At 65.7% G+C, this 25,121-nt stretch carries 23 protein-coding genes; 13 read left to right on the top strand and 10 right to left on the bottom strand.

Annotated elements, in window-relative coordinates:
* The first annotated feature begins 7 nt into the window (after positions 1–7).
* Positions 8–739, top strand: coding sequence for a hypothetical protein (locus tag BLR75_RS01450; RefSeq protein ID WP_084310357.1), 732 nt, complete (start codon positions 8–10; stop codon positions 737–739).
* Positions 740–787: 48 nt separating this feature from the next.
* Positions 788–2,026 carry a transporter family protein gene (locus BLR75_RS01445; RefSeq protein WP_084310358.1) on the top strand — a complete coding sequence of 413 codons (1,239 nt, stop codon included), beginning with the start codon at positions 788–790 and terminating at the stop codon, positions 2,024–2,026.
* 255 nt (positions 2,027–2,281) lie between these two features.
* Here the strand turns inward: BLR75_RS01445 and BLR75_RS01440 are convergent, their stop codons facing one another.
* Positions 2,282–3,616 (bottom strand): sigma-54 dependent transcriptional regulator, encoded by a 1,335-nt coding sequence (locus tag BLR75_RS01440; protein ID WP_084310359.1) that lies wholly within the window; start codon positions 3,614–3,616, stop codon positions 2,282–2,284.
* A 366-nt stretch (positions 3,617–3,982) separates the two neighbouring features.
* Here BLR75_RS01440 and BLR75_RS01435 point away from each other — a divergent pair, with 366 nt between their 5' ends.
* A complete protein-coding gene (locus BLR75_RS01435; protein ID WP_084310360.1) occupies positions 3,983–5,080 on the top strand; it encodes a GNAT family N-acetyltransferase/peptidase C39 family protein in 1,098 nt (365 codons plus the stop codon).
* Here the strand turns inward: BLR75_RS01435 and BLR75_RS01430 are convergent.
* Positions 5,077–5,724 carry a GNAT family N-acetyltransferase gene (locus tag BLR75_RS01430; RefSeq protein WP_084310361.1) on the bottom strand — a complete coding sequence of 216 codons (648 nt, stop codon included), beginning with the start codon at positions 5,722–5,724 and terminating at the stop codon, positions 5,077–5,079. The genes BLR75_RS01435 and BLR75_RS01430 overlap by 4 nt on opposite strands.
* Before the next feature lie 106 nt (positions 5,725–5,830).
* On the opposite strand from BLR75_RS01430, the gene xthA reads away from it, so the two are divergent.
* The gene (gene xthA / locus BLR75_RS01425) at positions 5,831–6,643 is read left to right on the top strand and encodes an exodeoxyribonuclease III (RefSeq protein ID WP_084310362.1); all 813 of its coding nucleotides are present in this window, start codon (positions 5,831–5,833) and stop codon (positions 6,641–6,643) included.
* A gap of 195 nt (positions 6,644–6,838) precedes the next feature.
* Here the strand turns inward: xthA and BLR75_RS01420 are convergent, their stop codons facing one another.
* Positions 6,839–7,813, bottom strand: coding sequence for a hypothetical protein (locus BLR75_RS01420; protein WP_084310363.1), 975 nt, complete (start codon positions 7,811–7,813; stop codon positions 6,839–6,841).
* Between the two features lie 423 nt (positions 7,814–8,236).
* On the opposite strand from BLR75_RS01420, the gene BLR75_RS01415 reads away from it, so the two are divergent.
* Positions 8,237–9,274, top strand: a complete 1,038-nt coding sequence (locus BLR75_RS01415) for a TerC family protein (protein ID WP_084310364.1) — start codon at positions 8,237–8,239, stop codon at positions 9,272–9,274.
* A gap of 91 nt (positions 9,275–9,365) precedes the next feature.
* On the opposite strand, the gene BLR75_RS01410 is transcribed toward BLR75_RS01415, so the two are convergent.
* Positions 9,366–10,574, bottom strand: a complete 1,209-nt coding sequence (locus BLR75_RS01410) for an acyl-CoA dehydrogenase (RefSeq protein WP_084310365.1) — start codon at positions 10,572–10,574, stop codon at positions 9,366–9,368.
* Between the two features lie 163 nt (positions 10,575–10,737).
* On the opposite strand from BLR75_RS01410, the gene BLR75_RS01405 reads away from it, so the two are divergent.
* Complete coding sequence (locus BLR75_RS01405) at positions 10,738–11,664, top strand: LysR family transcriptional regulator (protein ID WP_084310366.1); 927 nt, start codon at positions 10,738–10,740, stop codon at positions 11,662–11,664.
* Between the two features lie 159 nt (positions 11,665–11,823).
* Here the strand turns inward: BLR75_RS01405 and BLR75_RS01400 are convergent, their stop codons facing one another.
* Positions 11,824–12,666, bottom strand: coding sequence for an IclR family transcriptional regulator domain-containing protein (locus tag BLR75_RS01400; protein ID WP_084310367.1), 843 nt, complete (start codon positions 12,664–12,666; stop codon positions 11,824–11,826).
* Between the two features lie 137 nt (positions 12,667–12,803).
* On the opposite strand from BLR75_RS01400, the gene BLR75_RS01395 reads away from it, so the two are divergent.
* Positions 12,804–13,298: a hypothetical protein gene (locus BLR75_RS01395; RefSeq protein ID WP_084310368.1), complete on the top strand. Its 495-nt coding sequence runs from the start codon at positions 12,804–12,806 to the stop codon at positions 13,296–13,298.
* 4 nt (positions 13,299–13,302) lie between these two features.
* On the opposite strand, the gene BLR75_RS01390 is transcribed toward BLR75_RS01395, so the two are convergent.
* The 3 genes from BLR75_RS01390 to BLR75_RS26280 all read right to left on the bottom strand — a co-directional run bounded on the left by BLR75_RS01390 (position 13,303) and on the right by BLR75_RS26280 (position 14,716).
* The gene (locus BLR75_RS01390; protein ID WP_084310369.1) at positions 13,303–13,908 is read right to left on the bottom strand and encodes a TetR/AcrR family transcriptional regulator; all 606 of its coding nucleotides are present in this window, start codon (positions 13,906–13,908) and stop codon (positions 13,303–13,305) included.
* Between the two features lie 4 nt (positions 13,909–13,912).
* Positions 13,913–14,335, bottom strand: coding sequence for a nuclear transport factor 2 family protein (locus BLR75_RS01385; protein WP_084310370.1), 423 nt, complete (start codon positions 14,333–14,335; stop codon positions 13,913–13,915).
* 165 nt (positions 14,336–14,500) lie between these two features.
* Positions 14,501–14,716 carry a hypothetical protein gene (locus BLR75_RS26280; protein WP_139206985.1) on the bottom strand — a complete coding sequence of 72 codons (216 nt, stop codon included), beginning with the start codon at positions 14,714–14,716 and terminating at the stop codon, positions 14,501–14,503.
* A 294-nt stretch (positions 14,717–15,010) separates the two neighbouring features.
* Here BLR75_RS26280 and BLR75_RS01380 point away from each other — a divergent pair, with 294 nt between their 5' ends.
* Positions 15,011–15,280, top strand: a complete 270-nt coding sequence (locus tag BLR75_RS01380; RefSeq protein ID WP_084310371.1) for a hypothetical protein — start codon at positions 15,011–15,013, stop codon at positions 15,278–15,280.
* A gap of 88 nt (positions 15,281–15,368) precedes the next feature.
* Positions 15,369–15,614: a DUF1272 domain-containing protein gene (locus BLR75_RS01375; protein ID WP_084310372.1), complete on the top strand. Its 246-nt coding sequence runs from the start codon at positions 15,369–15,371 to the stop codon at positions 15,612–15,614.
* 61 nt (positions 15,615–15,675) lie between these two features.
* Here the strand turns inward: BLR75_RS01375 and nfuA are convergent, their stop codons facing one another.
* On the bottom strand, positions 15,676–16,260 hold the full coding sequence (nfuA, locus tag BLR75_RS01370) for a Fe-S biogenesis protein NfuA (RefSeq protein WP_084310373.1): 585 nt from the start codon (positions 16,258–16,260) through the stop codon (positions 15,676–15,678).
* 196 nt (positions 16,261–16,456) lie between these two features.
* On the bottom strand, positions 16,457–18,745 hold the full coding sequence (locus tag BLR75_RS01365; protein ID WP_084310374.1) for a fatty acid cis/trans isomerase: 2,289 nt from the start codon (positions 18,743–18,745) through the stop codon (positions 16,457–16,459).
* Positions 18,746–18,924: 179 nt separating this feature from the next.
* Between BLR75_RS01365 and metH the strand changes: the two genes are divergently transcribed.
* The 4 genes from metH to BLR75_RS01345 all read left to right on the top strand — a co-directional run bounded on the left by metH (position 18,925) and on the right by BLR75_RS01345 (position 25,094).
* Positions 18,925–22,617, top strand: a complete 3,693-nt coding sequence (gene metH / locus BLR75_RS01360) for a methionine synthase (RefSeq protein ID WP_084310375.1) — start codon at positions 18,925–18,927, stop codon at positions 22,615–22,617.
* A 17-nt stretch (positions 22,618–22,634) separates the two neighbouring features.
* On the top strand, positions 22,635–23,024 hold the full coding sequence (locus BLR75_RS01355) for a 50S ribosome-binding protein YggL (RefSeq protein WP_084310376.1): 390 nt from the start codon (positions 22,635–22,637) through the stop codon (positions 23,022–23,024).
* Between the two features lie 433 nt (positions 23,025–23,457).
* Entirely contained in the window at positions 23,458–24,783 is a 1,326-nt protein-coding gene (locus tag BLR75_RS01350) for an MATE family efflux transporter (RefSeq protein ID WP_084310377.1), read from the top strand.
* 92 nt (positions 24,784–24,875) lie between these two features.
* Positions 24,876–25,094, top strand: coding sequence for a DUF2970 domain-containing protein (locus tag BLR75_RS01345; protein ID WP_084310378.1), 219 nt, complete (start codon positions 24,876–24,878; stop codon positions 25,092–25,094).
* Positions 25,095–25,121 lie beyond the last annotated feature (27 nt).

The raw sequence follows: 25,121 nt of genomic DNA, 5'->3' as shown, positions 1-25,121 counted from the left end.
GTTGCACATGAAGATCATCACGCTGCTGACCGTCACCTGCCTGGCAGCCAGCATCCCGGCCCACGGCGCCGGCCTCTTCAGGCCGGTCGAACTCAAGGACCAGGAACTCGCACAACTGCGCGGCCGCTACGTCCTGCCCGGCCGCATCATCAGCTTCGGTGTAGTCCTCGACAGCACCTGGAAGAACGCCTCCGGCGAACGCATAGGCGCCCGGGCGAGCATGCAGATCCAGCAATCCACGGTGAAGCCGCAGTTCTACGTGACCACCTACAAGGAGTCCGGCCACGGCGACGCCCTGGATGGACCCAAGGGCAGCATCAGCGGCGGCGGCGGGCTCGACCGCACCCAGGGCGTGACGCAGAGCGTGCGCGCCGCCGGCGACTACAACACCGCCTACAACAACGTCGACATCGACATCAGGCAAGGTAGCCAGGCGCCAGTCCCGGTGCAGAACGGCCAGCCGCTGGAGCGCAGCATCAGCCAGAGCAACGGCGCCGGCACCGTCACCATCAGCCCCGGCAAGGGCGGCATCCAGCTCGCCATCAATGCCGGCGACCAGGGCAGCAGCCTGCAGCGCCTCGGCGCCGGCGGCCTGCTGCAGGCGGCCAACATGGCCGGCGTGAGCAACCAGGTCAGCAATATCGCCGAATTGAGCGTGGTCCTGCGCAACGGTGCGGGGTCGACTAGTCTGGAAGGCACGCTCGATCAGATCAGGGGACTGCGTGCCATGGGCCTGTGAGCCGCTGGCGCCACGTCTGTCCGTACTAGAAAGAAGGGACGCCACGCCATGCATCGTTCGCTCCGCGCTGCAATCTGCGCAACCGCCCTGCTTTCCTCGACCCACGTCGCTGCCGCGAACGAGGCCGAGGTGGAAGCCCTGAAACGGGAGCTGCTGGAACTGAAGCAGCGCTACGAAGCCCAACAGAAGGCGCTGATGGTACTGGAGCAGCGCGTACGCCAGGTCGAGGACCAGCCCCCGGGCCCGGAGAAACCCCGCAAGCTGGTGACCGCCACCAACAAGCCGTCGCCGACCAGTTCCTACGGCGAATCGCTGAAGGAGGACGCGGCCCCGCCGAAGAGCGTGGAAAACCTCTACGACGAGGCCAGCGGCTTCTTCGGCAACGGCGCCTTCAGCATGGAGGCCGGGCTCACCTACACCCACTACGACACCCGCCAACTGATCCTCAACGGCTTCCTGGCGCTGGACACCATCTTTCTCGGCAGTATCGGCGTGGACAACATCAACGCCGACTACTGGACCCTCGACCTCACCGGCCGCTACAACTGGAACAACCGCTGGCAGGTCGACCTGAACGTGCCGGTGGTCTACCGCGAGAGCGACTTCCAGTCCGCCGGGGCGGGCAACTCCACCGCGCAATCGACCGACGAAACGGTCACCCGCGATCCCACCATCGGCGACGTCAACTTCGGCATCGCCTACAAGTTCATGGATGAAACCGCGAGCCGCCCGGACGCGGTGGTCAGCCTGCGGGTCAAGGCCCCCACCGGCAAGGACCCGTACGGCATCAAGCTGGTTCGCTCGGCGGAAAACGACAACCTCAGCGTCCCCGAGGACCTGCCCACCGGCAACGGCGTATGGTCGATCACCCCCGGCATCTCGCTGGTCAAGACGGTCGACCCGGCGGTGCTGTTCGCCAGCCTGTCGTACACCTACAACAAGGAAGAGTCGTTCAGCGACATCAGCCCGAACCAGGGCACCAGGCTGGGCGGCAAGGTCGACCTGGGCGACTGGTTCCAGGTCGGCGGCGGCGTGGCCTTCGCCCTCAACGAGAAGATGAGCATGTCGTTCTCGGTCACCGACCTGATCGCCCGCAAGAGCAAGATCAAGCCCGACGGCCAGGACTGGCAGACCATCAGCGGCAGCGACGCCAACTCGGCGAACTTCAACTGGGGCCTGACCTACGCCGTCAGCCCGAACCTGACCATAGTGCCCAACCTGGCCATCGGCCTGACCCCCGACGCGCCGGACTTCAGCTTCAGCGTGAAATTCCCCTACTACTTCTGAAACCCGCCCCGGCCAAATGCCATCGTTCCCACGCTCCCGCGTGGGAACGATCGAGAAGCCACAACTGTCCGGGTATCTCAGCGCATTGTGTTCGCGAGCAAGCTCGCTCCTGCAGGCAGTGCGGCCTCACCTCGTAGGAGCGAGCTTGCTCGCGAACCTGCGGGCATGCCCGCGACCGCCCGCCTGGCGCGCCACAAGGGATAGACGACGGGGATACGCGCGGATATCGCAGCGAACGGGAAGCCCCGAAACCGCTCAGCGCAACTGATGCTTGTGCAGCAACCGGTAGAAGGTCGGCCGCGAGATGCCCAGCATGCGCGCGGCGACGCTGAGGTTGTCGCCATACAGCGCCAGGGCATCGCACATGGCGCGGCGCTCGGCGTTCAGCTTGTAGTCTTCCAGGGAAATCAGCGAGCGCTGCTCGGCCTTCTGCTTCTGTTCTTCCAGCCCCAGGTCGGCGGCCTCGATCTGCCTCCCCTCGGCCAGCACCAGCCCGCGGCGCACGCGATTGGCCAGCTCGCGCACGTTGCCCGGCCAGTTGTGCGCCGCCATGGCGACCAGGGCGCCCTCGCTGAAGCGCCGCGGGCGGCGTCCGGTCTCGACGCTGTAGAGGTGGGCGAAATGGTTGGCCAGCACGGCGATATCGCCAATGCGATCGCGCAGCGGCGAAGTCGAGACCTGCAGCACGTTCAGCCGGTAGTACAGGTCCTCGCGGAAATGCCCGGCCTCGATCGCCGCCTCCAGGTCGACGTGGGTAGCCGCCAGCACCCGCACATCGACGGGAATCGGCTGGTTGCCGCCGACCCGCTCGATCTGCTTCTCCTGCAGGAAGCGCAACAGGTTGGCCTGCAGTTCCAGCGGCAGGTCGCCGATCTCGTCGAGGAACAGCGTGCCCTCGTTGGCCTGTTCGAAGCGTCCGATCTTGCGCTGGTGCGCGCCGGTGAAGGCGCCCTTCTCGTGGCCGAACAGCTCGGACTGGATCAGGTGCTCGGGAATCGCGCCGCAGTTGATCGCCACGAACGGCTTGCCGGCGCGCCGCGACTGGCGGTGCAGCGTGCGCGCCACCAGATCCTTGCCGGTCCCGCTCTCGCCACGGATCAGCACCGGCGATTCGGTCGGCGCCAGTTTTTCCAGCAGCCGGCGCAGTTCGCGCACCGCACGGCTCTCACCGAGCAGCTCGTGCTGGCGCGCCTCGGAGTGGTCCCTGCCGCGCCCGCGCAGCCGCGCCATGCCGAAGGCCCGCCCGAGGGTGATCTGGACGCGCGCGACATCGAAGGGCAAGGTATGGAAATCGAAGAACCACTCGCAGACGAAATCGCCTACGCCACGGCCGGACAGCACGCCCGGACTGAGCACCGCGATCCATTCGACGCCGCTGCGCCGAATCAGCTCCTTGACCGGTTCAGGGCGATCCAGCAACTCCGGATGCAGGCGCAGAAGGCCCACGTCGCAGTTGCGCTCCACGGCGCGATCGATGCTGCAGCTATCCACTTCCCAGCCGGCTGTGCGCAGTCTTGGCAGCAACTGCCGGCAGTCATCGCAGGGGTCGACCACCAACAAGCGACGAAGATTGGCGGCGGCTTCGAGCATGGCATATTCCTTGGCGCCATTAATTTGAAAAACCATAGAAAACAGTCCGTTGGCGCCCTTCTCGATATAAGGTAGCAATTCCTTGACGCTACCCTGTGCCGTCCATCGACTTTTACCCGGAAATACCACCAAAGATGACAAAGCGTCGCTATTCCTCCAGATAGACGGCCCCCATGTCCCCTCTCGCGATAGCACGGCTTCAGCCCCCGCCCTCCGCCGCCGAACAGCGCTCCGCGCGGTGGCCGCAGGTCCCGCCGCGCCTTGCCCCTGCACCGATCCGGGACAATACTCGACCATCGACCACGAGTTCGTGGCCGCACTCGTTCAATCCACGGGCAGCGCCCTGCGCACCATCAACGGATTGCCATGAACCTTCGATTGCGTCCCGCCCAACCCGATGACGTCAGCGCGCTGGTCGAGCTGGAAGAACACTGTTTCGAGCACGACCGCCTGTCCCGGCGCAATTTCCAGTGGATGATCGCCCGTGCCAATGCCGCGCTGACCGTCGCCGAGGCGGAAGCCAGCCTGCTCGGCTACGTGCTGGTGCTGTTCCACCAGGGCACCTCGCTGGCCCGCCTCTACTCCATCGCCCTGGCACCCCGCGCCCGTGGCATCGGCCTCGGCCAGAAGCTCCTGGAAGCCGCGGAGGAAGCGGCCCTGGAACACGACTGCGCCTACGTACGCCTGGAAATCCCACCGGACAACCGTGGCGCCGTCGCCCTGTTCGAGCGCAATGGCTATCGCCCGTTCGAGACGCTGCCCGACTACTACGCGGACCACGGCGAAGCGCAGCGCTACGAGAAATGCATCCGCCAGATCAGCGAACGCGCCCAGCGCCACGTGCCGTTCTACCCGCAATCGACCGAATTCACCTGCGGCCCCGCCTGCCTGCTGATGGCGATGGCCGCGCTCGACCCGCAGCGGTCGCTGGACCGCCGCGAGGAACTGCGCCTGTGGCGCGAGTCCACCATCATCTACATGAACGCCGGGCCGGGCGGCTGCAGCCCGCAGGGACTGGCGCTGGCGGCCTGGCGGCGGGGATTCCGCGTGCGCCTGCAGCTGTCCGAGGACGGCCCGCTGTTCCTCGACGGCGTACGCAACGAGGAAAAGCGCGAGGTCATGCGCCTGGTCCATGAGGATTTCAGCGCCGCCCTGGCCGAGAGCAGCGTCGAGCAGCTACTGGTCAGCCAGCTCGACATCGCCGGCGCGCTGCAGGCCGGCGGCCAGCCGCTGGTGCTGATCAGCGGCTCCCGGCTGACCAGCTCGCGGACTCCGCACTGGGTGGTGGTCACCGATTGCGACGAGGATTTCGTCTATCTGCACGACCCCGATATCGACCACAGCCGCCACCGCGAACCGCTGGACTGCCAGTACATCCCGGTGAGCCATGCCGAATTCGACAGGATGAGCCGCTTCGGCCGCGGCAGGCTGCGCGCGGCCGTGGTGCTCTACCGCAACATCTAGCCCGGCATGGAGAGCCGGCTCTCCGGCTGCGGGTTGGGGTGGAACAGCACGTGCTCGCGGATCGGCCCGAGGGCCACCTCGCCAAGTTCCCGGTAGCCGTGCCGCTGGTAGAAGTCCAGGTAGCGGCTGTTGCCGGTATCCAGCACCAGCCCCTGCGAACCGCCGTCCTCGGCGCACCAGGCGTGCAGCGCATCGAGCAGGCGCTCGCCGAGCTTCCTGCCCTGGAACTCCGGATGCACGCCGAGCAGCGGCAGCACGTGATAGGGACCGGGCGGCAGGCAGCCGAGCACCGCGGCGTGGTAGTCGAGGTAGCGGCGCGTACAGCGGAAGCCGGTGGTGAGCAGCATGCGCATGCGCCACGACCAGCTCTCGGTGATGTCCAGGCGGCGCTGCGGCGGCGCGATCAGCGCCACCGCCACCAGGCGGTCCTCGATGGTCAGGCCGATGGCCGGCAGTTCCTCGGCGAAATGCTGGTTGACCAGTTCGCGCACCGTGGCGCGCACCCGCTGGTCGAACCCCGGGCGGTCGGACTCGAAGAGATAGGCGAAGGTCGGTTCATGGCGATAGGCGTGGTACAGCAGCGAGCGGATTTCACGGACGTAGGAGCTGTCGAGCAGGTGGACTTCGGCGCTGGTCTCGGGCATGGGGACGACTCTTGTTCTGGTTATTTTCCCAGCTCCGAACACTAGCCCGGGGTCGCCAGGAAAGCCAGGCATGGGCTAGCATCAGGCTTTTGCCAGGACGCCTCGCATGAAAATCGTTTCCTTCAATATCAATGGCTTGCGTGCCAGGCCCCACCAGCTCCAGGCCGTCATCGAGCGCCACCAGCCGGACGTGATCGGCCTCCAGGAAACCAAGGTCGCCGACGACCAGTTCCCCCGCGAGGAGATCGAGGCGCTGGGCTACCACGTGCACTACCACGGACAGAAGGGCCACTACGGCGTCGCGCTGCTCTCCCGCCAGCAGCCCGTCGACCTGCAGCGCGGCTTCCCCGGCGACGGCGAGGATTCCCAGCGGCGCTTCATCTGGGGCACCTTCCTCGACGCCAGCGGCCAGCCGATCACCGTGATGAACGGCTACTTCCCGCAGGGCGAGAACCGCGACCACCCGGTGAAATTCCCGGCCAAGCAGCGCTTCTACGCCGACCTGCAGACGCTGCTGGAAACCAGCTTCGCCCCCTCGCAGCCGCTGGTGGTGATGGGCGACATCAACATCTCGCCGGAAGACTGCGACATCGGCATCGGCGACGAGAACCGCAAGCGCTGGCTGAAGGCCGGCAAGTGCAGCTTCCTGCCGGAAGAGCGCGAATGGCTGGCACGCCTGAAGGAATGGGGACTGGTGGACAGCTTCCGCCTGCTCAACCCCGAGGTGAGCGACCGCTTCAGCTGGTTCGACTACCGCAGCCGCGGCTTCGAGGACCAGCCCAAGCGCGGCCTGCGCATCGACGTGATCCTGGCCTCCCACGGCATCCGCGAGCGGATCGTCGAGGCGGGCGTGGACTACGACATCCGCAGCATGGAAAAGCCCTCCGACCACGCGCCGATCTGGCTGAAGCTGGCCTGAAGGCCAGCGCGGCGATTCGTTCGCGAGTTTGCTTTTCGTAGGAGCGAGCTTGCTCGCGAACCGCCCTACCGAGGAATTCCCCGGTTACTCCGTTCGCGAGCAAGCTCGCTCCTACGGGTTGGCGCCTGGACGTCGTAGGAATTTCATTGCCCTACGTCTGGGCGCCCTCCGTGCCTTGCGGGAGCGAACCCGCCGCTACTGCTTCAGCGGCGCCAGCAGGCCGTTCACCGCTTCCGGGAAGTACATCGCCTGCAGCTGGTACTCCTGCCCCAGCAACTGCCCTTCGCCATACCAGAGAATGCCGTTCTGCCACAGCCGCAGGCCATCGCTGGTGTATTCGAAACGGCTGCCGCGGGAATTGGTGAAGACGAAGGCGTCGGTATCCAGACGGACCAGCTTGTAGGTCGTGTTCGCCGGCGGCAGGGAAGTCTTGATGCGCTCCAGATAGACCGGCGCCAGGCGCGAGAACAGCTGCCTCGCCTCATCCCGGTATTCCGGGACCGACAGCCCCGGGCGACGCTGGAGTTCCGCCGCGATCAGCGCGAACACATCCGCATCGGCGCGCGCCTCGGCGAGCTTGATCGGCAGGACCTCGGCCAGCAGCGCATCGTCCACCTGCAGCACCGTGCGGGTCTTCGGCTGTGCTGCCAGCGCCGGCTGTTCCTTCGGCTTCCCGTCCTTCTTCGTCGTGCGCGGCGCCGGCTGCACGGGTTTCGCCTCTTCCTGCAGCGGGACCTGGACCGAACGCATGAATTCGCCGGCATCCACCTCGGTCAGCACGCTCGTCGCCAGGTAGGCGGCACAGGCCGTGGTCTGTCCGGAGCGGTCGTCATTCACCAGCAGCGAAAGCGGGTCACCCTGCAGCGGCACCTTCGCGGCATCGATGCCCTGCCCGCGGAGGAATTCATTCACCCGCGCCTGGTCGGTCTCCCCGCGAGCCAGGGCGCAGAGCTGCCCCATCACCGCCACGTTGCGCTTGCCGGCGAAGGTCGGCGACAGGGAAAGCACCGCATCCTGGATGACCGGCAGGGCCGGCACGCCGATCAGGTTGCGCTGCACCGGCGGTTCAGGCGCGGTAGCCGCAGTGGCGGGATTCGAAGTCGCCTCCTTGCAACCGGCCAGGGTCAGGCAGCCGACCAGCACGGCGGCCCACAGCTTGTTCTGCTTCATCGCGATTCACCATTTGGGCGGACGTGCTCGACCGCTCGCAGCGGAAGGGGGAGCCGGCGAAGGATCGCCGTCGTGAGGCGGGGCGGTTCCGCGAAAATCCCGGAAGCACGGTCGCCGCTCGCCAGACCCTGATGACGACGATCCTAGGAATAACGGATAGGAAATGGACTCAGCCGAATCTGACTCGCCTGTCAGACTAATCTGCAGATGCAGATAGCTATTACAAACCGACCAGAAATGACCTACACAGCGAGTCATGAGAGCCTGGGCGGCGCCTGTAGGATTCTGTTACTCCCCTCTCCTTGCCCATGCCACGTGCCATGCTTACCTTTCCGGGAGTGACGCCGGGCCCCTCTGACGGTCTGCCTTGACCGCCATGTCGGAGTCACTTTCCGACAACCGACAAGCAGCAAGGGGCCCTAAATGACCGCACTGCATTCATTCCTCACCACTCCATTCCTTGGCACGCCCGGCTGGTTCTGGCTGGCCTTCCTCGCCATCGTCGTGTTCCTGCTGGTGCTCGACCTCGGCGTCCTGCAACGCGACCACCACGAGATCGGCGTGCGCGAGAGCCTGCTGCTCTACGCCGGCTACTTCACCTGCGGGCTGGCGTTCGGCGGCTGGGTCTGGCACGAGTTCGGCGCGGAGCGGGCGGTGGAGTACTACACCGGCTTCCTGGTCGAACAGTCGCTGTCGATGGACAACGTGTTCGTCATGGCGATGATCTTCGGCTTCTTCGGCATCCCCCGCCGCTACCAGCACCAGGTGCTGTTCTGGGGCATCCTCGGCGCCATCGTCCTGCGCGGCATCATGATCGGCCTCGGTGCCAAGCTGGTGGCGGAGTTCGAATGGGTGATGTACCTGTTCGGCGCCTTCCTGCTGTTCAGCGGGGTGAAGATGCTCTTCGTGCGGCACGACGAGGGGCCGGACCTGGAGCACAACCGGGTGATCGGCTTCCTGCGCCGGCACATGCGGGTGACGCCGCAACTGCACGGGCACCATTTCCTGGTGCGCCTGCCGGACGCCGGCGGCAAGCTGGTGCTGTACGCCACGCCGCTGTTCCTCGCGCTGGTACTGATCGAACTGGCCGACCTGGTGTTCGCCGTGGACAGCGTGCCGGCGATCTTCGCCATCACCCGCGAACCGTTCATCGTCTACACCTCGAACATCTTCGCCATCCTCGGCCTGCGCGCCCTGTACTTCTCGCTGGCGGCGATGATCCACCGCTTTGTCTACCTGAAGTACGCCCTGGCGCTGGTGCTGGTGTTCATCGGCGCGAAGATCTTCCTGCACGGCTTCATCGGCAAGTTCCCGGCGGTGCTGTCGCTGGGCGTGACCTTCGGCCTGCTGGCCGGCGGCATCCTGCTGTCGCTGCTGAAGACCCGCCCCAGCGGGGAAGAGGCGCTGCGCATCGTCAGCGACGAGAAGCGCGCTACCGGCAACAACAGGGAACGCACCTGACTTCGCCGAAAAGCCGTAGGGCGGGTGCAACCCGCCACTCCGGAGCGAGGAACCTGTCGGGTTTCACCCGCCCTACGGTCCGTACAGACGATCACTTCGCCATGTACTTGCCCAGCTCGTACTTGCCGATCGCCATGCGGTGCACCTCGTCCGGGCCGTCGGCCAGGCGCAGGGTGCGCTGCATGGAGTACCAGTAGGCCAGCGGGAAGTCGTTGGAGACGCCGGCGCCGCCGTGGATCTGGATGGCGCGGTCGATCACCTTCAGCGCGACGTTGGGCGCCACCACCTTGATCTGGGCGATCTCGCTCCGGGCGACCTTGTTGCCCACGGTATCCATCATGTAGGCGGCGTTCAGGGTCAGCAGGCGGGCCTGGTTGATCTCGATGCGCGAGTTGGCGATGTGGTCGAGGTTGCCGCCCAGGCGCGCCAGCGGCTTGCCGAAGGCGGTGCGCTCGACGGCGCGCTGGCACATCAGTTCGAGGGCGCGCTCGGCCATGCCGATGGAGCGCATGCAGTGATGGATGCGGCCCGGGCCGAGGCGGCCCTGGGCGATCTCGAAGCCGCGGCCTTCGCCAAGCAGGACGTTCTCGTAGGGCACCCGGACGTTCTCGAACAGCACCTCGGCGTGGCCGTGCGGGGCGTCGTCATAGCCGAATACCGGCAGCGGGCGGAGGATCTTCACGCCGGGGGTGTCGCTCGGCACCAGGATCATCGAGTGCTGCTGGTGGCGCGGCGCGTCCGGGTTGGTCAGGCCCATGAAGATCATGATCTTGCAGCGCGGATCGCAGGCGCCGGAAGTCCACCACTTGCGGCCGTTGATCACCCACTCGTCGCCATCGCGCACGGCGGTGGCCTGCATGTTGGTGGCGTCCGACGAGGCCACGCCCGGCTCGGTCATGGCGAAGGCCGAACGGATCTCGCCGCGCAGCAGCGGCTCCAGCCAGGTGCGCTTCTGCTCTTCGCTGCCGTAGCGAACGATGGTTTCCATGTTGCCGGTATCCGGCGCGGAACAGTTGAACGGCTCGGAGCCGATCAGCGAGCGGCCCATGATCTCCGCCAGCGGGGCGTATTCCATGTTGGTCAGGCCGGCGCCGTATTCGGATTCGGGCAGGAACAGGTTCCACAGGCCCTCGGCCTTCGCCCTGTTCTTCAGCTCTTCCATGATGGCGGTCGGCTGCCAGCGGTCGCCCTCGGCGACCTGCTGCTCGAAGACCTTTTCGGCCGGATAGACGTATGCCTCCATGAACGCGGTGACGCGCTCACGGAGACCCTGAACCTTGGCGGAGTAGGCGAAATCCATGAATGGCTACCTTCTGGCGGATGGGTTGGGTAAGAGGCTAGAACAGGACTTCGAATTTACCTAACCTATTATCGACGTCCATCAACATTCATGATCCATATATATCTCCCGATACATGCGGGTATGATGCGGCCCACAAGAAGTACAAACGGAGCCACGTGCAATGAACCTGAACAAGGTCGACCTGAATCTGTTCATCGTCTTCGACGCCATCTATACCGAAGCCAACCTGACCCGCGCCGGACAGATCGTCGGCATCACTCAGCCCGCCGTCTCCAACGCCCTCGCCCGCCTGCGCGAGACCTTCAACGACCCGCTGTTCGTGCGCACCGCGCAGGGCATGGTGCCGACGCCGATGGCGCAGAACATCATCGGCCCGGTGCGCAGCGCCCTGCAGCAGCTGCGCGTGTCGGTGCAGGAAAGTCGCACCTTCAGCCCGGCGCAGGCGAACAAGACCTACCGCATCAGCATGACCGACCTCACCGAGGAAGTAATCCTGCCGCCGCTGTTCCAGCGCCTGCGCCGCCAGGCGCCGAACGTGCACATCGAGAGCTTCCTCGCCAAGCGCCGGGAAATGACCACCGAACTGGCCGCCGGGCGCCTGGACTTCGCCGTCGACGCGCCCGTGAACACCGACCCGCAAGTGCGCCACGTCAAGCTGCTGGAAGACCGCTACGTCTGCGCCATGCGTCCCGGCCATCCGCTGGCCAAGCCGAAGCTGACCCTCGACGAGTACATGTCGCTCGCCCACATCAACATCTCCAGCCGCCGCAGCGGGCTCGGCTATGCCGACCTGGCGCTGGGCAAGATGGGCCTGCAACGCAAGGTCGCGCTGCGCTCGCAGCACTACCTGATGGCGTCGATGGTGGTGCAGCAGACCGACATGGCGATGACCGTCCCGGAACGCTTCGCCCGCCAGCACAACCTGCACTACACCGACCTGCCGATAAAGGACGTTCCGCGCCTGGAAACCCACCTCTACTGGCACGAAAGCACCGACCGCGACCCGGCCAACCGCTGGATGCGCGAGCAGATCATCGAGCTGTGCCAGCAGATCGCAGCGCGCGAGGCGCGGGAGGCACAGGTGTAAGCCGAAATGGGAATACAGCAGGTCAACGAAACGTAGGGTGGATGGCGCTCTTCCATCCACCATTGCGGGGCCGCCCGCGCGGCCGTGGTGGATCGATGGAGCGCGATCCACCCTACGCACTTGTCCCGCGGATGGATTTTTTCCGGTTATCCGCGAGCGTCAATGGAACAGGCGGGTGCTCAGCTCCCTGCTCGCTTCCAACAACACCGGCAGGAAACGCGTCTCCAGCTCCTGCCGCGACACCCGCCCGACGTGGGTGCCGACATTCAGCGCCGCGAGCACCTGGCCGGCGGAATCCTTCAGCGGCACGGCCAGTGAGCGCAATCCAACCTCCAGTTCCTGGTCGACGATCACCCAGCCCTGGCGGCGCACTTCCTCGATATTGGCGCGCAGCGCCTCGGGGGTGTGCAGGGTGCGGCTGGTCTTCACCTGCAGCTCGGCATGCTCCAGATATTCGTCGAGGGCCGCGTCGTCCAGCGCGGCGAGCAGGATCCGTCCCATCGACGTGCAGTACGCCGGCAGCCGGCTGCCGACGCTGAGGTCCACGGAAATCAGGCGCTGCGGCGTGGCCGAGCGGGCGATGTAGAGAATCTCGTCGCCTTCCAGGGTCGCCATCGAGCAGGCCTCGCGCAGCTGCTCGCTGAGGCGGTCGAGGATCGGCTGCGCGGTGACCGCCAGCGGCGTCGACGACAGGTAGGCGTGGCCCAGGGTCAGCACCTTCGGCAGCAGCGAATAGGTGCGCCCGTCGGTGGTGACGTAGCCCAGCTTGATCAGCGTGTGCAGGCAGCGGCGCACCGCCGCGCGGGGAATCTCGGTGCGGTGGCTGATCTGGGCGATGGTCAGGTGGCGCTTGCGCTCCTGGAAGGCGTGAATCACCGCCAGGCCGCGGGCCAGGGAAGTCATGAAGTTGGGGTCGCCGGTGAAGGCTTCGATGCGCTTGGCCGGCGAGGCGACGATGGGCGGCGCCAGTGGCGGCGGGCTGACACGGGGTTCGTCGGTCATGCAGGGATTCCTCGCAGGCGGGCGGAGAGATTGGGCGATTATCGACACATTGGGCGATTATCGCAATCCACCTGCTGGCGCAACGAAGGCGCCCAAGACTGGGCTTTACTGCATGAGGGAACGGGGAGGAAAACCTGATGAAAGCGATCGTCTGGCTCATCTGCGCCAGCGCCGCCCTGCCCTCGGCAGCGGCGCTGGCGGCTTCGACACAACTCTCGCCGGCCGACCAGGCCGCGGCGTTCACGGCGGCCGGGTTCATTCTCAAGGGCCAGCAGTGGAGCAGTGGCTGCGACGATCGCGGCACCACGTCGTACACGCCGGGCAGCATCGACCAGGTGCTGGACCTCAATGGCGACGGCCGCCCCGAAGCGGTGATCAGCGAGGGCGGCACCTACTGCTACGGCCATACCGGCGCCGGCTACAGCATCGTCAGCAAGCAGGCCAACGGCAAATGGAAGCGGATCACCAACGGCACCGGCATGCCCAGCTTCCTGAAGACCAAAGGCGCGGGCGGCTGGCCGGACATCGAGGTCGGCGGGCCGGGCTTCTGCTTCCCGGTGGAGCGCTGGAACGGCCGCGAATACGTGCTGGACCGGCACGAGTACGAGGGCAAGCGCTGCCAGCCGAACTGACGGCTCAGCCCTTGCATGCCGCTTCCAGTAGAGCGCGTGCGGCCCAGCGCGTCACCTCGCGCGCCTCGGCGTCGTCCAGCTGCAGGACGTCCTTGAACACCAGCATCGCCTCGGTGCCGTAGAGCAGCGCCAGGGCGCTGCGCAGCCTGTCCAGCGCTTCCGGACGGAACTGTTCGCGGGCCGGCGCGAGAGCCGCGTCGATCAGCGGACCGCGGCGGTTCTGCCGCAGCGGCGTACCGCCCTCCTCCTCGCCGCCCGCGCCGGGCCTGAGCGAGTTCATCAGCATCAGGCGCAACTGTGGCTCGTTGCTGCGGGTCATCTCGTGGAACACCGCTTCGAGATGGTCGAGACGGGCGACCGGATCATCGCTCGCGAGCGGCTCGAACAGCTCCGCCGGATCGGGCACGGCGAGATCGAGGGAGGCTTCCAGCAGTAGCGCGTCGACGCCGGGGAAGTAGCGGTAGGCCGTCGCCCGCGAAACCATCGCCTCCTCGGCGATTTCCTCCAGGCTCGGGTTGCGCCCCTCGCGGAGCAGGCGGTTGGCGGCCTGCAGCAGGTCCTTGCGGGTCCGGCGCTTCTGGTTCGGGCGCTGGTTCTTGCGTGCGTCCATGGGCTCAGTCCTGCGGCAGCTGCTGGAGGACGGCGGCGAGATCGACCCACACGTTCTCGCGCTGGATCTCGCCATTGCCGGCGAACTCGACCACGTGCAGCAGGCGGAACTGCAGCGGCCGGTCCCTGCCCTCCACGCCAAACGGCCGGCCCGGCGCCCTGCCGAACCACAGCGACTCGTCGACCAGGAAGTTCTCGCCGTAATAACGGTGCAGGGTTTCCACCCGGCCCTCGGACAGATCGCCGAACAGGCCCTGGTAGAAGGCTTGCGCCGATTCGCGACCGTGGGTCGGGCCGCCGGGGTTGCCGACGATGTCGTGCTCGACATCCGGCGCCAGGGTCGTCAGTACGCCTTCGACGTCGTCTTCCGCCTCGAAGCGGAAGTGCTCGTCGATCCTGCGATCCATTTCGTCGTGCGACATTGCCATGGTCCGACCCTCCGGCAGCAAGAATGGCTACCAGAGAATCTAATGAGACATGAGTCTCACGGCAAAACAATTATCTCAATATGAAATGCGCATCTCATCGATTGCGCCAATCGCCCACCGCGGCGTCGCGTCTACGTCGCCAGCGGCGGGCGGTCATGCCTCGGATCAGCGGAGTTTGTGACGGCTCTTCTGCACTTCGCGGCGCTCGTAGAAATCCAGATCCGCGGCGGGACCGGTGCGCTCCTGAAGTTCGTCGAGTTCTTGCGGGGTCAGCGGTTTGCGGTGACGGGACATTTCCACCTCCATTTGCGGTCTCCCTGTTTTTAGACTCGCTCGTGAAGATGAAAATTCAAGGAAAAACAGATGAATTTTCGCGATCATGCAGACTATTTCTAGAATAGGATGGACGCAGGTCGATTAGCCGTTATGATGGTTCTTTAAACGCCCGCCGATTCGCTTCGTTTTTCCCCACCAGCTCCTCTTCTTCCGCCCTCTCGTTCAGGGACCGCGCCCGGCATGTGCCTGATCGCTCCGTTCGTCGCAGAGCGACAGGGATTTTCGTAAACGCGACTCCTGTTGTGACTTTCTTCGGCTCTGAAAACATCAATTGCGTGAACGAACGCAATGGCGCCACGCCAGTCTTCAGTAATGGACAACCGCAGAGAGACACACCCCATGAACGCGACCCTACGTTTCAACGAGGCTCTGCTGATCACCGGACGAGCCTTTCAACCCTTCAACTGCATCACCTGGGTGGACGAAGCAGGTGACCGCAGCCTCGACCTGTCCGTCGTGGATCGCACCGGAACCCGACTGCTGGGGCTGACCCGCATCCCCCGCGCCGCCTACTCGGACCCGGAACGACTCGCCGGCCTGCTGGCCCAGGCGCGCGACGAGCTGAACCGCGAGGGATACCAGCTGCAGGACTGGCGCATGCCGGATTGATCGTTGCCCGTTCCAGCGAAGCCCGGCCACATGCCGGGCTTGTCGTTTCCTAGACTGAAACGATCCGCAACGATGCAAGGAGCCCGCGATGCTGGAACTACGCCCGAACTGCGAATGCTGCGACCGTGACCTGCCGGGCGACAGCCCCGATGCGCTGATCTGCTCGTTCGAATGCACTTTCTGCCGGGATTGCGCCACCACCCTGTTGAGCGGACGCTGCCCGAATTGCGGCGGCGAACTGCTGGCCCGGCCGCGTCGCACTGGCGATGCCCTGGTGCGCAATCCCGCATCGACCAAACGGGTGCTCAAGCCGATCGGCTACCAGGGCGCCTGACGGCCACCCCGCAGACATGAAAAAGGCGACCCGAAGGTCGCCTTTTTCGTGGAAGCCCGCCTCAGTAGTAGGCGTTTTCCTTGTTGCTGTGGTCGGTGACGTCGCGCACGCCGTTCAGCTCCGGGATGCGCTCCTTCAGGGTCTTCTCGACGCCATCCTTGAGGGTCAGCTCGACCGCCCCGCAGCCCTGGCAGCCGCCGCCGAAACGCAGCACGGCGATGTTGTCCTCGACCACGTCGACCAGGCTCACCTGCCCGCCGTGGCTGGCCAGACCGGGGTTGATCTCGGTCTGCAGGTAGTAGTTGATGCGCTCGGTGATCGGGCTGTCTTCGTTGACCATCGGCACCTTGGCGTTCGGCGCCTTGATGGTCAGCTGGCCGCCCATGCGGTCGGTGGCGTAGTCGACTATGGCGTCTTCCAGGAACGGCTCGCTGATGCCGTCGATCCAGGCGGTGAAAGCCTTCAGGCCGACCGGGGTGTCTTCCGGCTTCTGCTCGCCCGGCTTGCAGTAGGCGATGCAGGTTTCCGCGTACTGGGTGCCCGGCTGGGTGATGAAGATGCGAATGCCGATGCCAGGGGTGTCCTGCTTCGACAGCAGCTCGGCCAGATAGTCCTGGGCAGCTTCGGTAATGGTGATGGCGCTCATGGCAACTCCTCGCAAACGTGCGGCCAGTTTACGTCATCAGACCATCCCGGATAAAGCCCTAGCATTTTGGTAGGAATAGTTCGCAAGTAGCCACGGGCCACAATCGTAGGATGGGTGGAGCTTGCGATACCCATGCTGTCCCGGCGGGTGATGGGTATCGCTGCGCTCCACGCCATCCTACGTAGCGTTGCCGCCGTCAGAGATTCTCGTAGCGGTTCATATCCAGCACGCCCGCCTCCACCGGCTCGGTCTCGCGCAGGTAGGCATCCAGGTCATGGAAATAGAACCAGAATTGCGGATGGCTGCGGCGAATCCCCCAGCGCTCCACCACCCGGTCGAAATCGGCCTGTTCCCTCACCTGCTCCAGCGCGGAAACGAACGCGCCCGCCTCCCCCGCCTTCAGGTCGAACATGAAGTTCGGATAGCTGGAGAGCACGCCCGGATAGATGGTCAGGGTGTCCAGCCCCGACTGGTAGCGCAGCGATTCGCCCATCATGAAGGCCACGTTGCTGTGCGCGCGGTTGCGCAGCGCCGTGTAGACCTCGCGCTTGCCGCCGGGCAGCTCGACGCGCAGCACGGTCGCCTCGGGGAAAAAGTCGATGACCTTCAGCCCCGCAGCGGGTCGGCTGACCAGTCGGCTGAAGGCCTGCTCGGCCTCCTGCAGCGGCCGCGCCACGTCCGGGCGATAGCAGTCGCCACCCTGGCACAGGTTGATCGGGTCGGGCCGGGCATCGAGGCCGGCATAACGCTTGAGCACCTGCCGGGCAAAGGCATCCTTGGCGCCCTTCTCCGGCAGGAACAGACCGGTCGGCGCATCGTTGTCCAGCTTCTGGTAGTCCATCCACATCTTCAGCCTGGCGCTGCGCTGGTACCAGTCGTCCAGCAGCGGCTGGCGCGCCGCCACCGGCATCAGGCGCAGGAAGTTCTGTTCGGCGCCGTTGCGGATCAGGTCGAAGTACAGCCGCGTCTGCGCCTGGTGGGAAACGTTGCCGTAGACGTCGAAATTGACCACCAGCCCGTAGTAGGTCCGCTCCAGCAGCGGGTAGTCCATCCACCACATGGTCTGCGGCACGCCGCCGATCAGGCCCTTGCGCACCGAGGCGCTGTCGTACTGGCGGAAGATGCTCAGCAGCGCGTTGTCGTTGCCGCTCCAGATGTCCGCCCAGGTCGGCGCCGGCGCATCCTCGTAGGCGTCCAGGCGCAGTTCCTCGTAGTCGTTGCGCTTGTCGCGGTAGGTGGTCCACTGCGCCAGCATGCTGCCCATCTCGTCGATCTGCCCCGGCAGCGCCAGCAGCGGCGTGACCCTGGCGCGATATTCCGGGTCGGTGACGTAGAGGTCGTGCTGCGGGTCCTGGAAGAAGGTCCAGAAGTTGTCGCGGATCACGTCGGTGGCGATCTGCCCGCGGCAGACCGGCCCGCGGATGAAGGTGCGGACGAAGTATTCGGCGTTGTCCAGCATGAACTGGTAGCGCGCCCGCGCCGGGATCGCGGCGAAGGTCTCGAACGGGTTGGCACGATGCTGCAGGCCGTAGCCCGGCACCCTGTCGGTGTTCCAGTCGCCGCCGAGGAACAACTGCCGGGTGCGTTCGAGCTTCGCCTGGCTGAGCGGATAGGTGATGTGGGTCTTGTGCACGATCACGCCCTGGATCGGCCACAGGCGGTAATAGAAGGTGCTGCCCGGGTCGTCGTTGGGCCGGCGCGTGGCGATGGGATCGATCGGCTGGCCGCTGGGCGTGCGCGAGCGCACCAACTGGAAGAAGTGCCCCGGCTCTCCCCCTTCGGCGAAGTACAGGTGCGCCAGGAACAGGTGCTCGTACAGCCAGCGCGACACCAGCCCCTCGCGGGCGCCCGGCCGGTTGAGGAAGGCTTCCCACTCGGCGACCTGCAACGCCTCCGCGGCACTCGGCTGCAGCGGCTGCTCGTCCACCGGCGCGCCCTGCGCCAGCCACTGAGTGAGGGTCGCGTATTCCTGCTCGGTGAGGCCGCTGACGGCGAACGGCATGCCGACCCGCGGGTTCTTCCTGACGAACTCGTCGATGCCGTCCGGCGTCGGGCACTGGTTGCTGCGGCCGATCGACAGGTCGAGCCCCTCGGGAATCTTCGCGTTGGGCTCCAGCGGATGCGCGCGGCCCAGGTCGATCATCCGCGCCATCAGCGCCGCCTGCCCGTCGCGGCCATCCAGCACCGACCAGAATTCCTTGCGCCGCCAGGCATCGGTGCCGTGGGCGTCGAGGAACAACCGGGTGGTTTCCTGCGCCTTCGTCCGTGCGCCGTCATACACCGGCAGGCTGTTCGCGCCACGCCGGGCGCCTTCGGCGGCGCTCAGGTTGAGCTGGCAGGGCGAGTCGTAGCAGGCGTGGCAGGCCACGCACTTGGCGGTGAAGATCGGCTGCACATCCTTGCTGTAGGAGACTTCGCGGGCCGCGGAAGATGCGGCGAACAGCATGAAAAAGGCAGACATCGCGGCAGCGGCGCGCAGCAACATGAAAATCTCCAACCAGCATGAAAGGCTGATTCTAGCCACTCCGACACCCATCCGGCCAAAACGGCGCCGAACTCAACATGAGCCAAATTCATGCAAACCGCTCCGCCGCTAAAAAACCATGCAGGTTTGCTATGATCTGCGCTCCGTTGCCACACCCAGAAGAATCCAGGTAGTTCCCCATGTCCGACCGTGCCGCCCGCCTGCAAGCCCTCCAGAAAGCCCTCCAGGAACGCATCCTGATCCTCGATGGCGGCATGGGCACCATGATCCAGAGCTACAAGCTGCAGGAAGAGGACTACCGCGGCACCCGCTTCGCCGACTGGCCGAGCGACGTGAAGGGCAACAACGACCTGCTGCTGCTGAGCCGTCCGGACGTGATCCAGGCCATCGAGAAGGCCTATCTGGACGCCGGCGCCGACATTCTCGAAACCAACACCTTCAACGCCACCCAGGTCTCCCAGGCCGACTACGGCATGGAAGAGCTGGTCTACGAACTGAACGTCGAGGGCGCGCGCCTGGCCCGTGAAGTGGCCGATGCCAAGACCCTGGAAACCCCGGACAAGCCGCGCTTCGTCGCCGGCGTGCTCGGCCCGACCAGCCGCACCTGCTCGATCTCCCCGGACGTCAATGACCCCGGCTTCCGCAACGTCACCTTCGACGAACTGGTGGAGAACTACAGCGAGGCCACCCGCGGCCTGATCGAGGGCGGTGCCGACCTGATCCTGATCGAGACCATCTTCGACACCCTCAACGCCAAGGCGGCGATCTTCGCCGTGCAGGGCGTCTACGAAGAGCTCGGCGTCGAGCTGCCGATCATGATCTCCGGCACCATCACCGATGCCTCCGGCCGCACCCTGTCGGGCCAGACCACCGAGGCGTTCTGGAACTCGGTGCGCCACGCCAAGCCGATCTCGGTGGGCCTGAACTGCGCGCTCGGCGCCAAGGAACTGCGCCCGTACCTGGAAGAGCTGGCGACCAAGGCCGAAACCTTCGTCTCCGCCCACCCCAACGCCGGCCTGCCGAACGCCTTCGGCGAGTACGACGAGACCCCGGCGGAAATGGCCGTGGTGGTGGAAGAATTCGCCGCCTCCGGCTTCCTCAACATCATCGGCGGCTGCTGCGGCACCACCCCGGCGCACATCGAGGCCATCGCCAAGGCGGTCGCCAAGCATCCGCCTCGGGTGATTCCGGAAATACCCAAGGCCTGCCGCCTGTCCGGCCTGGAGCCGTTCACCATCGACCGCAGCTCGCTGTTCGTGAACGTCGGCGAGCGCACCAACATCACCGGCTCGGCGAAGTTCGCCCGGCTGATCCGCGAGGAGAACTACGCGGAAGCCCTGGAAGTCGCCCAGCAGCAGGTGGAAGCCGGCGCCCAGGTGATCGACATCAACATGGACGAGGGCATGCTGGACTCGAAGGCGGCCATGGTTCGATTCCTCAACCTGATCGCCTCCGAGCCGGACATCTCCCGCGTGCCGATCATGATCGACTCCTCCAAGTGGGAAGTGATCGAGGCCGGCCTGAAGTGCATCCAGGGCAAGGGCATCGTCAACTCCATCTCCATGAAGGAAGGCGTCGAGCAGTTCAAGCACCACGCCCGCCTGTGCAAGCGCTACGGCGCCGCCGTGGTGGTGATGGCCTTCGACGAAGCCGGCCAGGCCGACACCCAGGCGCGCAAGGAAGAAATCTGTCAGCGCTCCTACGACATCCTGGTCAACGAAGTGGGCTTCCCGCCGGAAGACATCATCTTCGACCCGAACATCTTCGCCGTCGCCACCGGCATCGAGGAACACAACAACTACGCGGTCGACTTCATCAACGCCTGCGCCTACATCCGCGACAACCTGCCCTACGCGCTGAGCTCGGGCGGGGTGTCCAACGTGTCCTTCTCGTTCCGTGGCAACAACCCGGTGCGCGAGGCGATCCACTCGGTGTTCCTCTACTACGCGATCAGGAACGGCCTGACCATGGGCATCGTCAATGCCGGCCAGCTGGAAATCTACGACGAGATTCCGGCCGAGCTGCGCGACAAGGTCGAGGACGTGGTGCTCAACCGCAGCCCGGACGCCACCGAAGCGCTGCTCGCCATCGCCGACAAGTACAAGGGCGGCGGCGCGGCCAGGGAAGTCGAGGACGAGGAATGGCGCAGCCATAGCGTCGAGAAGCGGCTCGAGCACGCGCTGGTCAAGGGCATCACCACTTATATCGTCGAAGACACCGAGGAGTGCCGGCAGAAGTGCGCGCGCCCCATCGAGGTCATCGAAGGCCCGCTGATGTCCGGCATGAACGTGGTCGGCGACCTGTTCGGTGCCGGCAAGATGTTCCTCCCGCAGGTGGTGAAATCCGCCCGCGTGATGAAGCAGGCGGTGGCCCACCTGATTCCCTTCATCGAAGCGGAGAAAGGCGACAAGCCGGAAGCCAAGGGCAAGATCCTGATGGCCACGGTGAAGGGCGACGTGCACGACATCGGCAAGAACATCGTCGGCGTGGTGCTCGGCTGCAACGGCTACGACATCGTCGATCTCGGCGTGATGGTGCCGGCGGAGAAGATCCTGCAGACCGCCATCGCCGAGAAGTGCGACATCATCGGCCTGTCCGGCCTGATCACCCCGTCGCTGGACGAGATGGTCCACGTCGCCAAGGAAATGCAGCGGCAGAACTTCCAGCTGCCGCTGATGATCGGTGGCGCCACCACCTCCAAGGCGCACACCGCGGTGAAGATCGACCCGCAGTACCACAACGACGCAGTGGTCTACGTCACCGACGCCTCGCGCGCGGTGGGCGTGGCCACCACCCTGCTGTCCAAGGAACTGAAGCCCGACTACGTGGCCAAGACCCGCGCCGACTACGCCGAAGTCCGCGAGCGCACCGCCAACCGCAGCGCGCGCACCGAGCGCCTGCCCTACATCAAGGCGGTGGCGAACAAGCCGACCTTCGACTGGGCCGGCTACACGGCACCGACGCCCTCCTTCACCGGCATCAAGGTGCTGGAAGACATCGACCTGCGCACCCTGGCCGAATACATCGACTGGACGCCGTTCTTCATCTCCTGGGACCTCGCCGGCAAGTACCCGCGCATCCTCACCGACGAGGTGGTGGGTGAAGCGGCGACCTCGCTGTTCAACGACGCCCAGGCGATGCTGAACAAGCTGATCGACGAGAAGCTGATCAAGGCCCGCGCGGTGTTCGGCTTCTGGCCGGCCAACCAGGTGCAGGACGACGACATCGAGGTCTACGGCGACAACGGCGAGACGCTGGCTACCCTGCACCACCTGCGCCAGCAGACCGTCAAGCCGGACGGCAAGCCGAACCTGAGCCTGGCCGACTTCGTCGCGCCGAAGGACAGCGGCGTGCAGGACTATGTCGGCGGCTTCATCACCACCGCCGGCATCGGCGCCGAGGAAGTCGCCAGGGCCTACCAGGCCAAGGGCGACGACTACAACTCGATCATGGTCAAGGCCCTCGCCGACCGCCTCGCCGAAGCCTGCGCCGAGTGGCTGCACGAGCGCGTGCGCAAGGAATACTGGGGCTACGCACAGGACGAACACCTCGACAACGAGGCGCTGATCAAGGAGCAGTACGTCGGCATCCGCCCGGCGCCCGGCTACCCGGCCTGCCCGGACCACACCGAGAAGGGCACCCTCTTCGAGCTGCTGGACAAGTCCGGCGCCAGCGGCGTGACCCTCACCGAACACTTCGCCATGTTCCCCGCCGCCGCCGTCAGCGGCTGGTACTTCGCCCATCCGCAGGCGCAGTACTTCGCCGTCGGCAAGATCGACAGGGACCAGGTGGAAAGCTACAGCGCACGCAAGGCCCAGGACCTGGCGGTCAGCGAACGCTGGCTGGCACCGAACCTCGGCTACGACAACTGATTCCCAGGAGCTCGATAATGAAATTCCTCACCCCCGAACAGATGGAAAAACCGCGCAAGCGCCGCCTGCGCAAGAAACTGCGCCTGGACGAATTCCAGGAATTCGGCTTCACCTTCGAACTGACCTACGACAGCGCCACCACCGATCTCGACGGTGCGCTGGACCAGTTGATCGACTTCGTCGAGGCCCAGGGCTGGGTCTTCGGCGGTGGCGGCAACCCGGACGAGTCGGAAATCACCGGCTACCTGTGCCAGGCCGGCGTCGGCAGCATGACCGAAGAGGACCGCGAAAAGACCCGCCAGTGGATGGACGCCCAGCCGTGGTGCAAGAACCACGAGATCGGCCCGCTGAGCGATTGCTGGCACAACTTCTTCGACTGGGAAGAAGGCGAGGAAGCGCAGGCCTGACGCTCCTGCGTCCCGCCCCATCCTGCGGATGTCGCGGGCATGGCCCGGCTTCTACAGGTCAGTCCCTGCCTCGACCTGTAGGAGCCAGCTTGCTGGCGATTGCCGTGCTCGCCTTCCACGCCAGCATTGAGGGAAAACCCGGTTCGCCAGCAAGCTGGCTCTAGGCGGTTTCGCTGGAATGTCCAGGTAGGGCGCATAACGCGCCAGCGTTATCCGCCACCCCATCGGCGCGGCCTTGCCGGCGGATGAAGCGTTCCGCTTCATTCGCCCTGCATCTGCAACACGACTCCTCACCGTTCGCCACCCATGCCTCACGCCGGGCAGTCGAGGAGGCCTTGGGCTAGTCTTTCCTGCAGGCGCGCAGCGACCGGCATGCTGCCCCGCGCATCGAGAACAATCGCCGGACCACTGACGACCAAGCAGCAGGGACATCATGCTCGAGCGCCAGCGTCTTCAGAACATTCTCGGCCTCGGTTTGCCGATCATCGGCGGGATGCTCAGCCAGAGCCTGCTCAACCTGGTGGATGCCGCCATGGTCGGGCACCTCGGCGAGAAATCCCTGGCCGGGGTGGGTATCGGCAGCTACGCCAATTTCGTCGCCATCTCGCTGGTCATGGGGCTGGGCGCCGGCGTGCAGGCGCTGGTGGCGCGGCGGCGTGGCGAGGGACGCAACGGCGAACTGGCCGACCCGCTGAACTGCGGAATCCTCGTTGCCCTCGGCATCTCCCTGCCGGTCACCCTGCTCTGCCTGCTGCTGGCCGATCCCATCGTGCGCAGCCTGACCGACGATCCCGAGGTGCTGGCCGTCGCCACGCCCTATTTCGAGCTGCGCTCGCTGTCGGTGCTCGCCGTCGGCCTGAACTTCTCCTTCCGCGGCTACTGGAACGGCACCCGCCGCTCCGGCATGTACATGCGCACCCTGGTGGTGATGCACCTGGCCAACGCGCTGATCAGCTACTCGCTGATCCACGGCCTGTTCAGCCTGCCGCGCATGGGCGCAGTGGGCAGCGGTTTCGGCACCACCCTGGCGCTGTACCTCGGCTCGCTGACCTACGCCTCGCTGACCTGGCGCGACGCCCGCCACCGCGGCTTCCTCGCCCGCCGCCCGTGCGAGCGCGAGGTGCGCACCATGCTGCGGCTGTCGCTGCCCAACTCGCTGCAGCAGTTCTTCTTCGCCGCCGGCATCACCCTGCTGTTCTGGATCATCGGCCAGGTCGGCACCCGCGAGCTGGCGGTGGCCCATGTGCTGATCAACCTCGCGCTGTTCCTGATCCTGCCCGGCATCGGCCTGGGCATGGCGGCGACCACCCTGGTCAGCCAGAGCATGGGCGAAGGCGACTTCGACGCCGCACACCGCTGGGGCTGGGATGTGGTGAAGGTCGCCGCCTGCGGACTGGCGCTGCTCGGCACGCCGTTCTGGCTGTTCCCGGAGGCGATCCTGCAGCTGTTCATGCGCGACCCCACGCTGATCGAACTGGGCCGCCTGCCACTGACGATCACCGGCATCGGCATGGTCATCGACGCCACCGCCCTGGTGCTCACCCAGGCCCTGCTCGGCGCCGGCGCCACGCGCACGGTGATGGCGGTGAGCCTGGGCAACCAGTGGCTGTTCTTCCTGCCGCTGGCCTACCTGGTCGGCCCGGTGCTGGGCGGCGGACTGCTGGCGATCTGGAGTATGCAGATCATCCAGCGCGGGCTGGCCTCGGCGATCTTCGCGGTAATGTGGCAGAAGCGGCAGTGGACGCAGATCGAACTGTAGGAGCGGGCCATGCCCGCGACCGACCGAGCTATCGCGAGGATGCCCCCTACAATTGAATGACCACGGATAAAAAGGAGAAACCAGTGGCAACGATGAACGACGAACCGCAGAAAAAACCGCCAAGCTTCTGGCAGATGCTGCACAGCGTGGTGGCCGCCGCCTTCGGCGTGCAGAGCGGGAAGAACCGCGCGCGCGACTTCAGCCATGGCAAGGCCAGCCACTTCATCGCGCTGGGCGTGCTGTTCACGCTGGTGTTCGTGCTGGTGCTGTACGGGGTGGTGCAGCTGGTGCTGAAGGCGAGCGGCCTGTAACCAGGGAAAAGACGAAGAGCCCCTCGC

This window comes from Pseudomonas jinjuensis, assembly GCF_900103845.1.
Lineage (GTDB): Bacteria > Pseudomonadota > Gammaproteobacteria > Pseudomonadales > Pseudomonadaceae > Pseudomonas > Pseudomonas jinjuensis.
Note: the sequence above shows the minus strand (reverse complement) of the source record. Positions and strands in the feature narration are given on the sequence as shown.

Bases quoted from the DNA above. Each gene is read 5' to 3' on its own strand.
- BLR75_RS01450 (WP_084310357.1), top strand. From the start codon at position 8: ATGAAGATCATCACGCTGCTGACCGTCACCTGCCTGGCAGCCAGCATC.
- BLR75_RS01445 (WP_084310358.1), top strand. From the start codon at position 788: ATGCATCGTTCGCTCCGCGCTGCAATCTGCGCAACCGCCCTGCTTTCC.
- BLR75_RS01440 (WP_084310359.1), bottom strand. From the start codon at position 3,616: ATGCTCGAAGCCGCCGCCAATCTTCGTCGCTTGTTGGTGGTCGACCCC.
- BLR75_RS01435 (WP_084310360.1), top strand. From the start codon at position 3,983: ATGAACCTTCGATTGCGTCCCGCCCAACCCGATGACGTCAGCGCGCTG.
- BLR75_RS01430 (WP_084310361.1), bottom strand. From the start codon at position 5,724: ATGCCCGAGACCAGCGCCGAAGTCCACCTGCTCGACAGCTCCTACGTC.
- xthA (WP_084310362.1), top strand. From the start codon at position 5,831: ATGAAAATCGTTTCCTTCAATATCAATGGCTTGCGTGCCAGGCCCCAC.
- BLR75_RS01420 (WP_084310363.1), bottom strand. From the start codon at position 7,813: ATGAAGCAGAACAAGCTGTGGGCCGCCGTGCTGGTCGGCTGCCTGACC.
- BLR75_RS01415 (WP_084310364.1), top strand. From the start codon at position 8,237: ATGACCGCACTGCATTCATTCCTCACCACTCCATTCCTTGGCACGCCC.
- BLR75_RS01410 (WP_084310365.1), bottom strand. From the start codon at position 10,574: ATGGATTTCGCCTACTCCGCCAAGGTTCAGGGTCTCCGTGAGCGCGTC.
- BLR75_RS01405 (WP_084310366.1), top strand. From the start codon at position 10,738: ATGAACCTGAACAAGGTCGACCTGAATCTGTTCATCGTCTTCGACGCC.
- BLR75_RS01400 (WP_084310367.1), bottom strand. From the start codon at position 12,666: ATGACCGACGAACCCCGTGTCAGCCCGCCGCCACTGGCGCCGCCCATC.
- BLR75_RS01395 (WP_084310368.1), top strand. From the start codon at position 12,804: ATGAAAGCGATCGTCTGGCTCATCTGCGCCAGCGCCGCCCTGCCCTCG.
- BLR75_RS01390 (WP_084310369.1), bottom strand. From the start codon at position 13,908: ATGGACGCACGCAAGAACCAGCGCCCGAACCAGAAGCGCCGGACCCGC.
- BLR75_RS01385 (WP_084310370.1), bottom strand. From the start codon at position 14,335: ATGGCAATGTCGCACGACGAAATGGATCGCAGGATCGACGAGCACTTC.
- BLR75_RS26280 (WP_139206985.1), bottom strand. From the start codon at position 14,716: ATGATCGCGAAAATTCATCTGTTTTTCCTTGAATTTTCATCTTCACGA.
- BLR75_RS01380 (WP_084310371.1), top strand. From the start codon at position 15,011: ATGAACGCGACCCTACGTTTCAACGAGGCTCTGCTGATCACCGGACGA.
- BLR75_RS01375 (WP_084310372.1), top strand. From the start codon at position 15,369: ATGCTGGAACTACGCCCGAACTGCGAATGCTGCGACCGTGACCTGCCG.
- nfuA (WP_084310373.1), bottom strand. From the start codon at position 16,260: ATGAGCGCCATCACCATTACCGAAGCTGCCCAGGACTATCTGGCCGAG.
- BLR75_RS01365 (WP_084310374.1), bottom strand. From the start codon at position 18,745: ATGTTGCTGCGCGCCGCTGCCGCGATGTCTGCCTTTTTCATGCTGTTC.
- metH (WP_084310375.1), top strand. From the start codon at position 18,925: ATGTCCGACCGTGCCGCCCGCCTGCAAGCCCTCCAGAAAGCCCTCCAG.
- BLR75_RS01355 (WP_084310376.1), top strand. From the start codon at position 22,635: ATGAAATTCCTCACCCCCGAACAGATGGAAAAACCGCGCAAGCGCCGC.
- BLR75_RS01350 (WP_084310377.1), top strand. From the start codon at position 23,458: ATGCTCGAGCGCCAGCGTCTTCAGAACATTCTCGGCCTCGGTTTGCCG.
- BLR75_RS01345 (WP_084310378.1), top strand. From the start codon at position 24,876: ATGAACGACGAACCGCAGAAAAAACCGCCAAGCTTCTGGCAGATGCTG.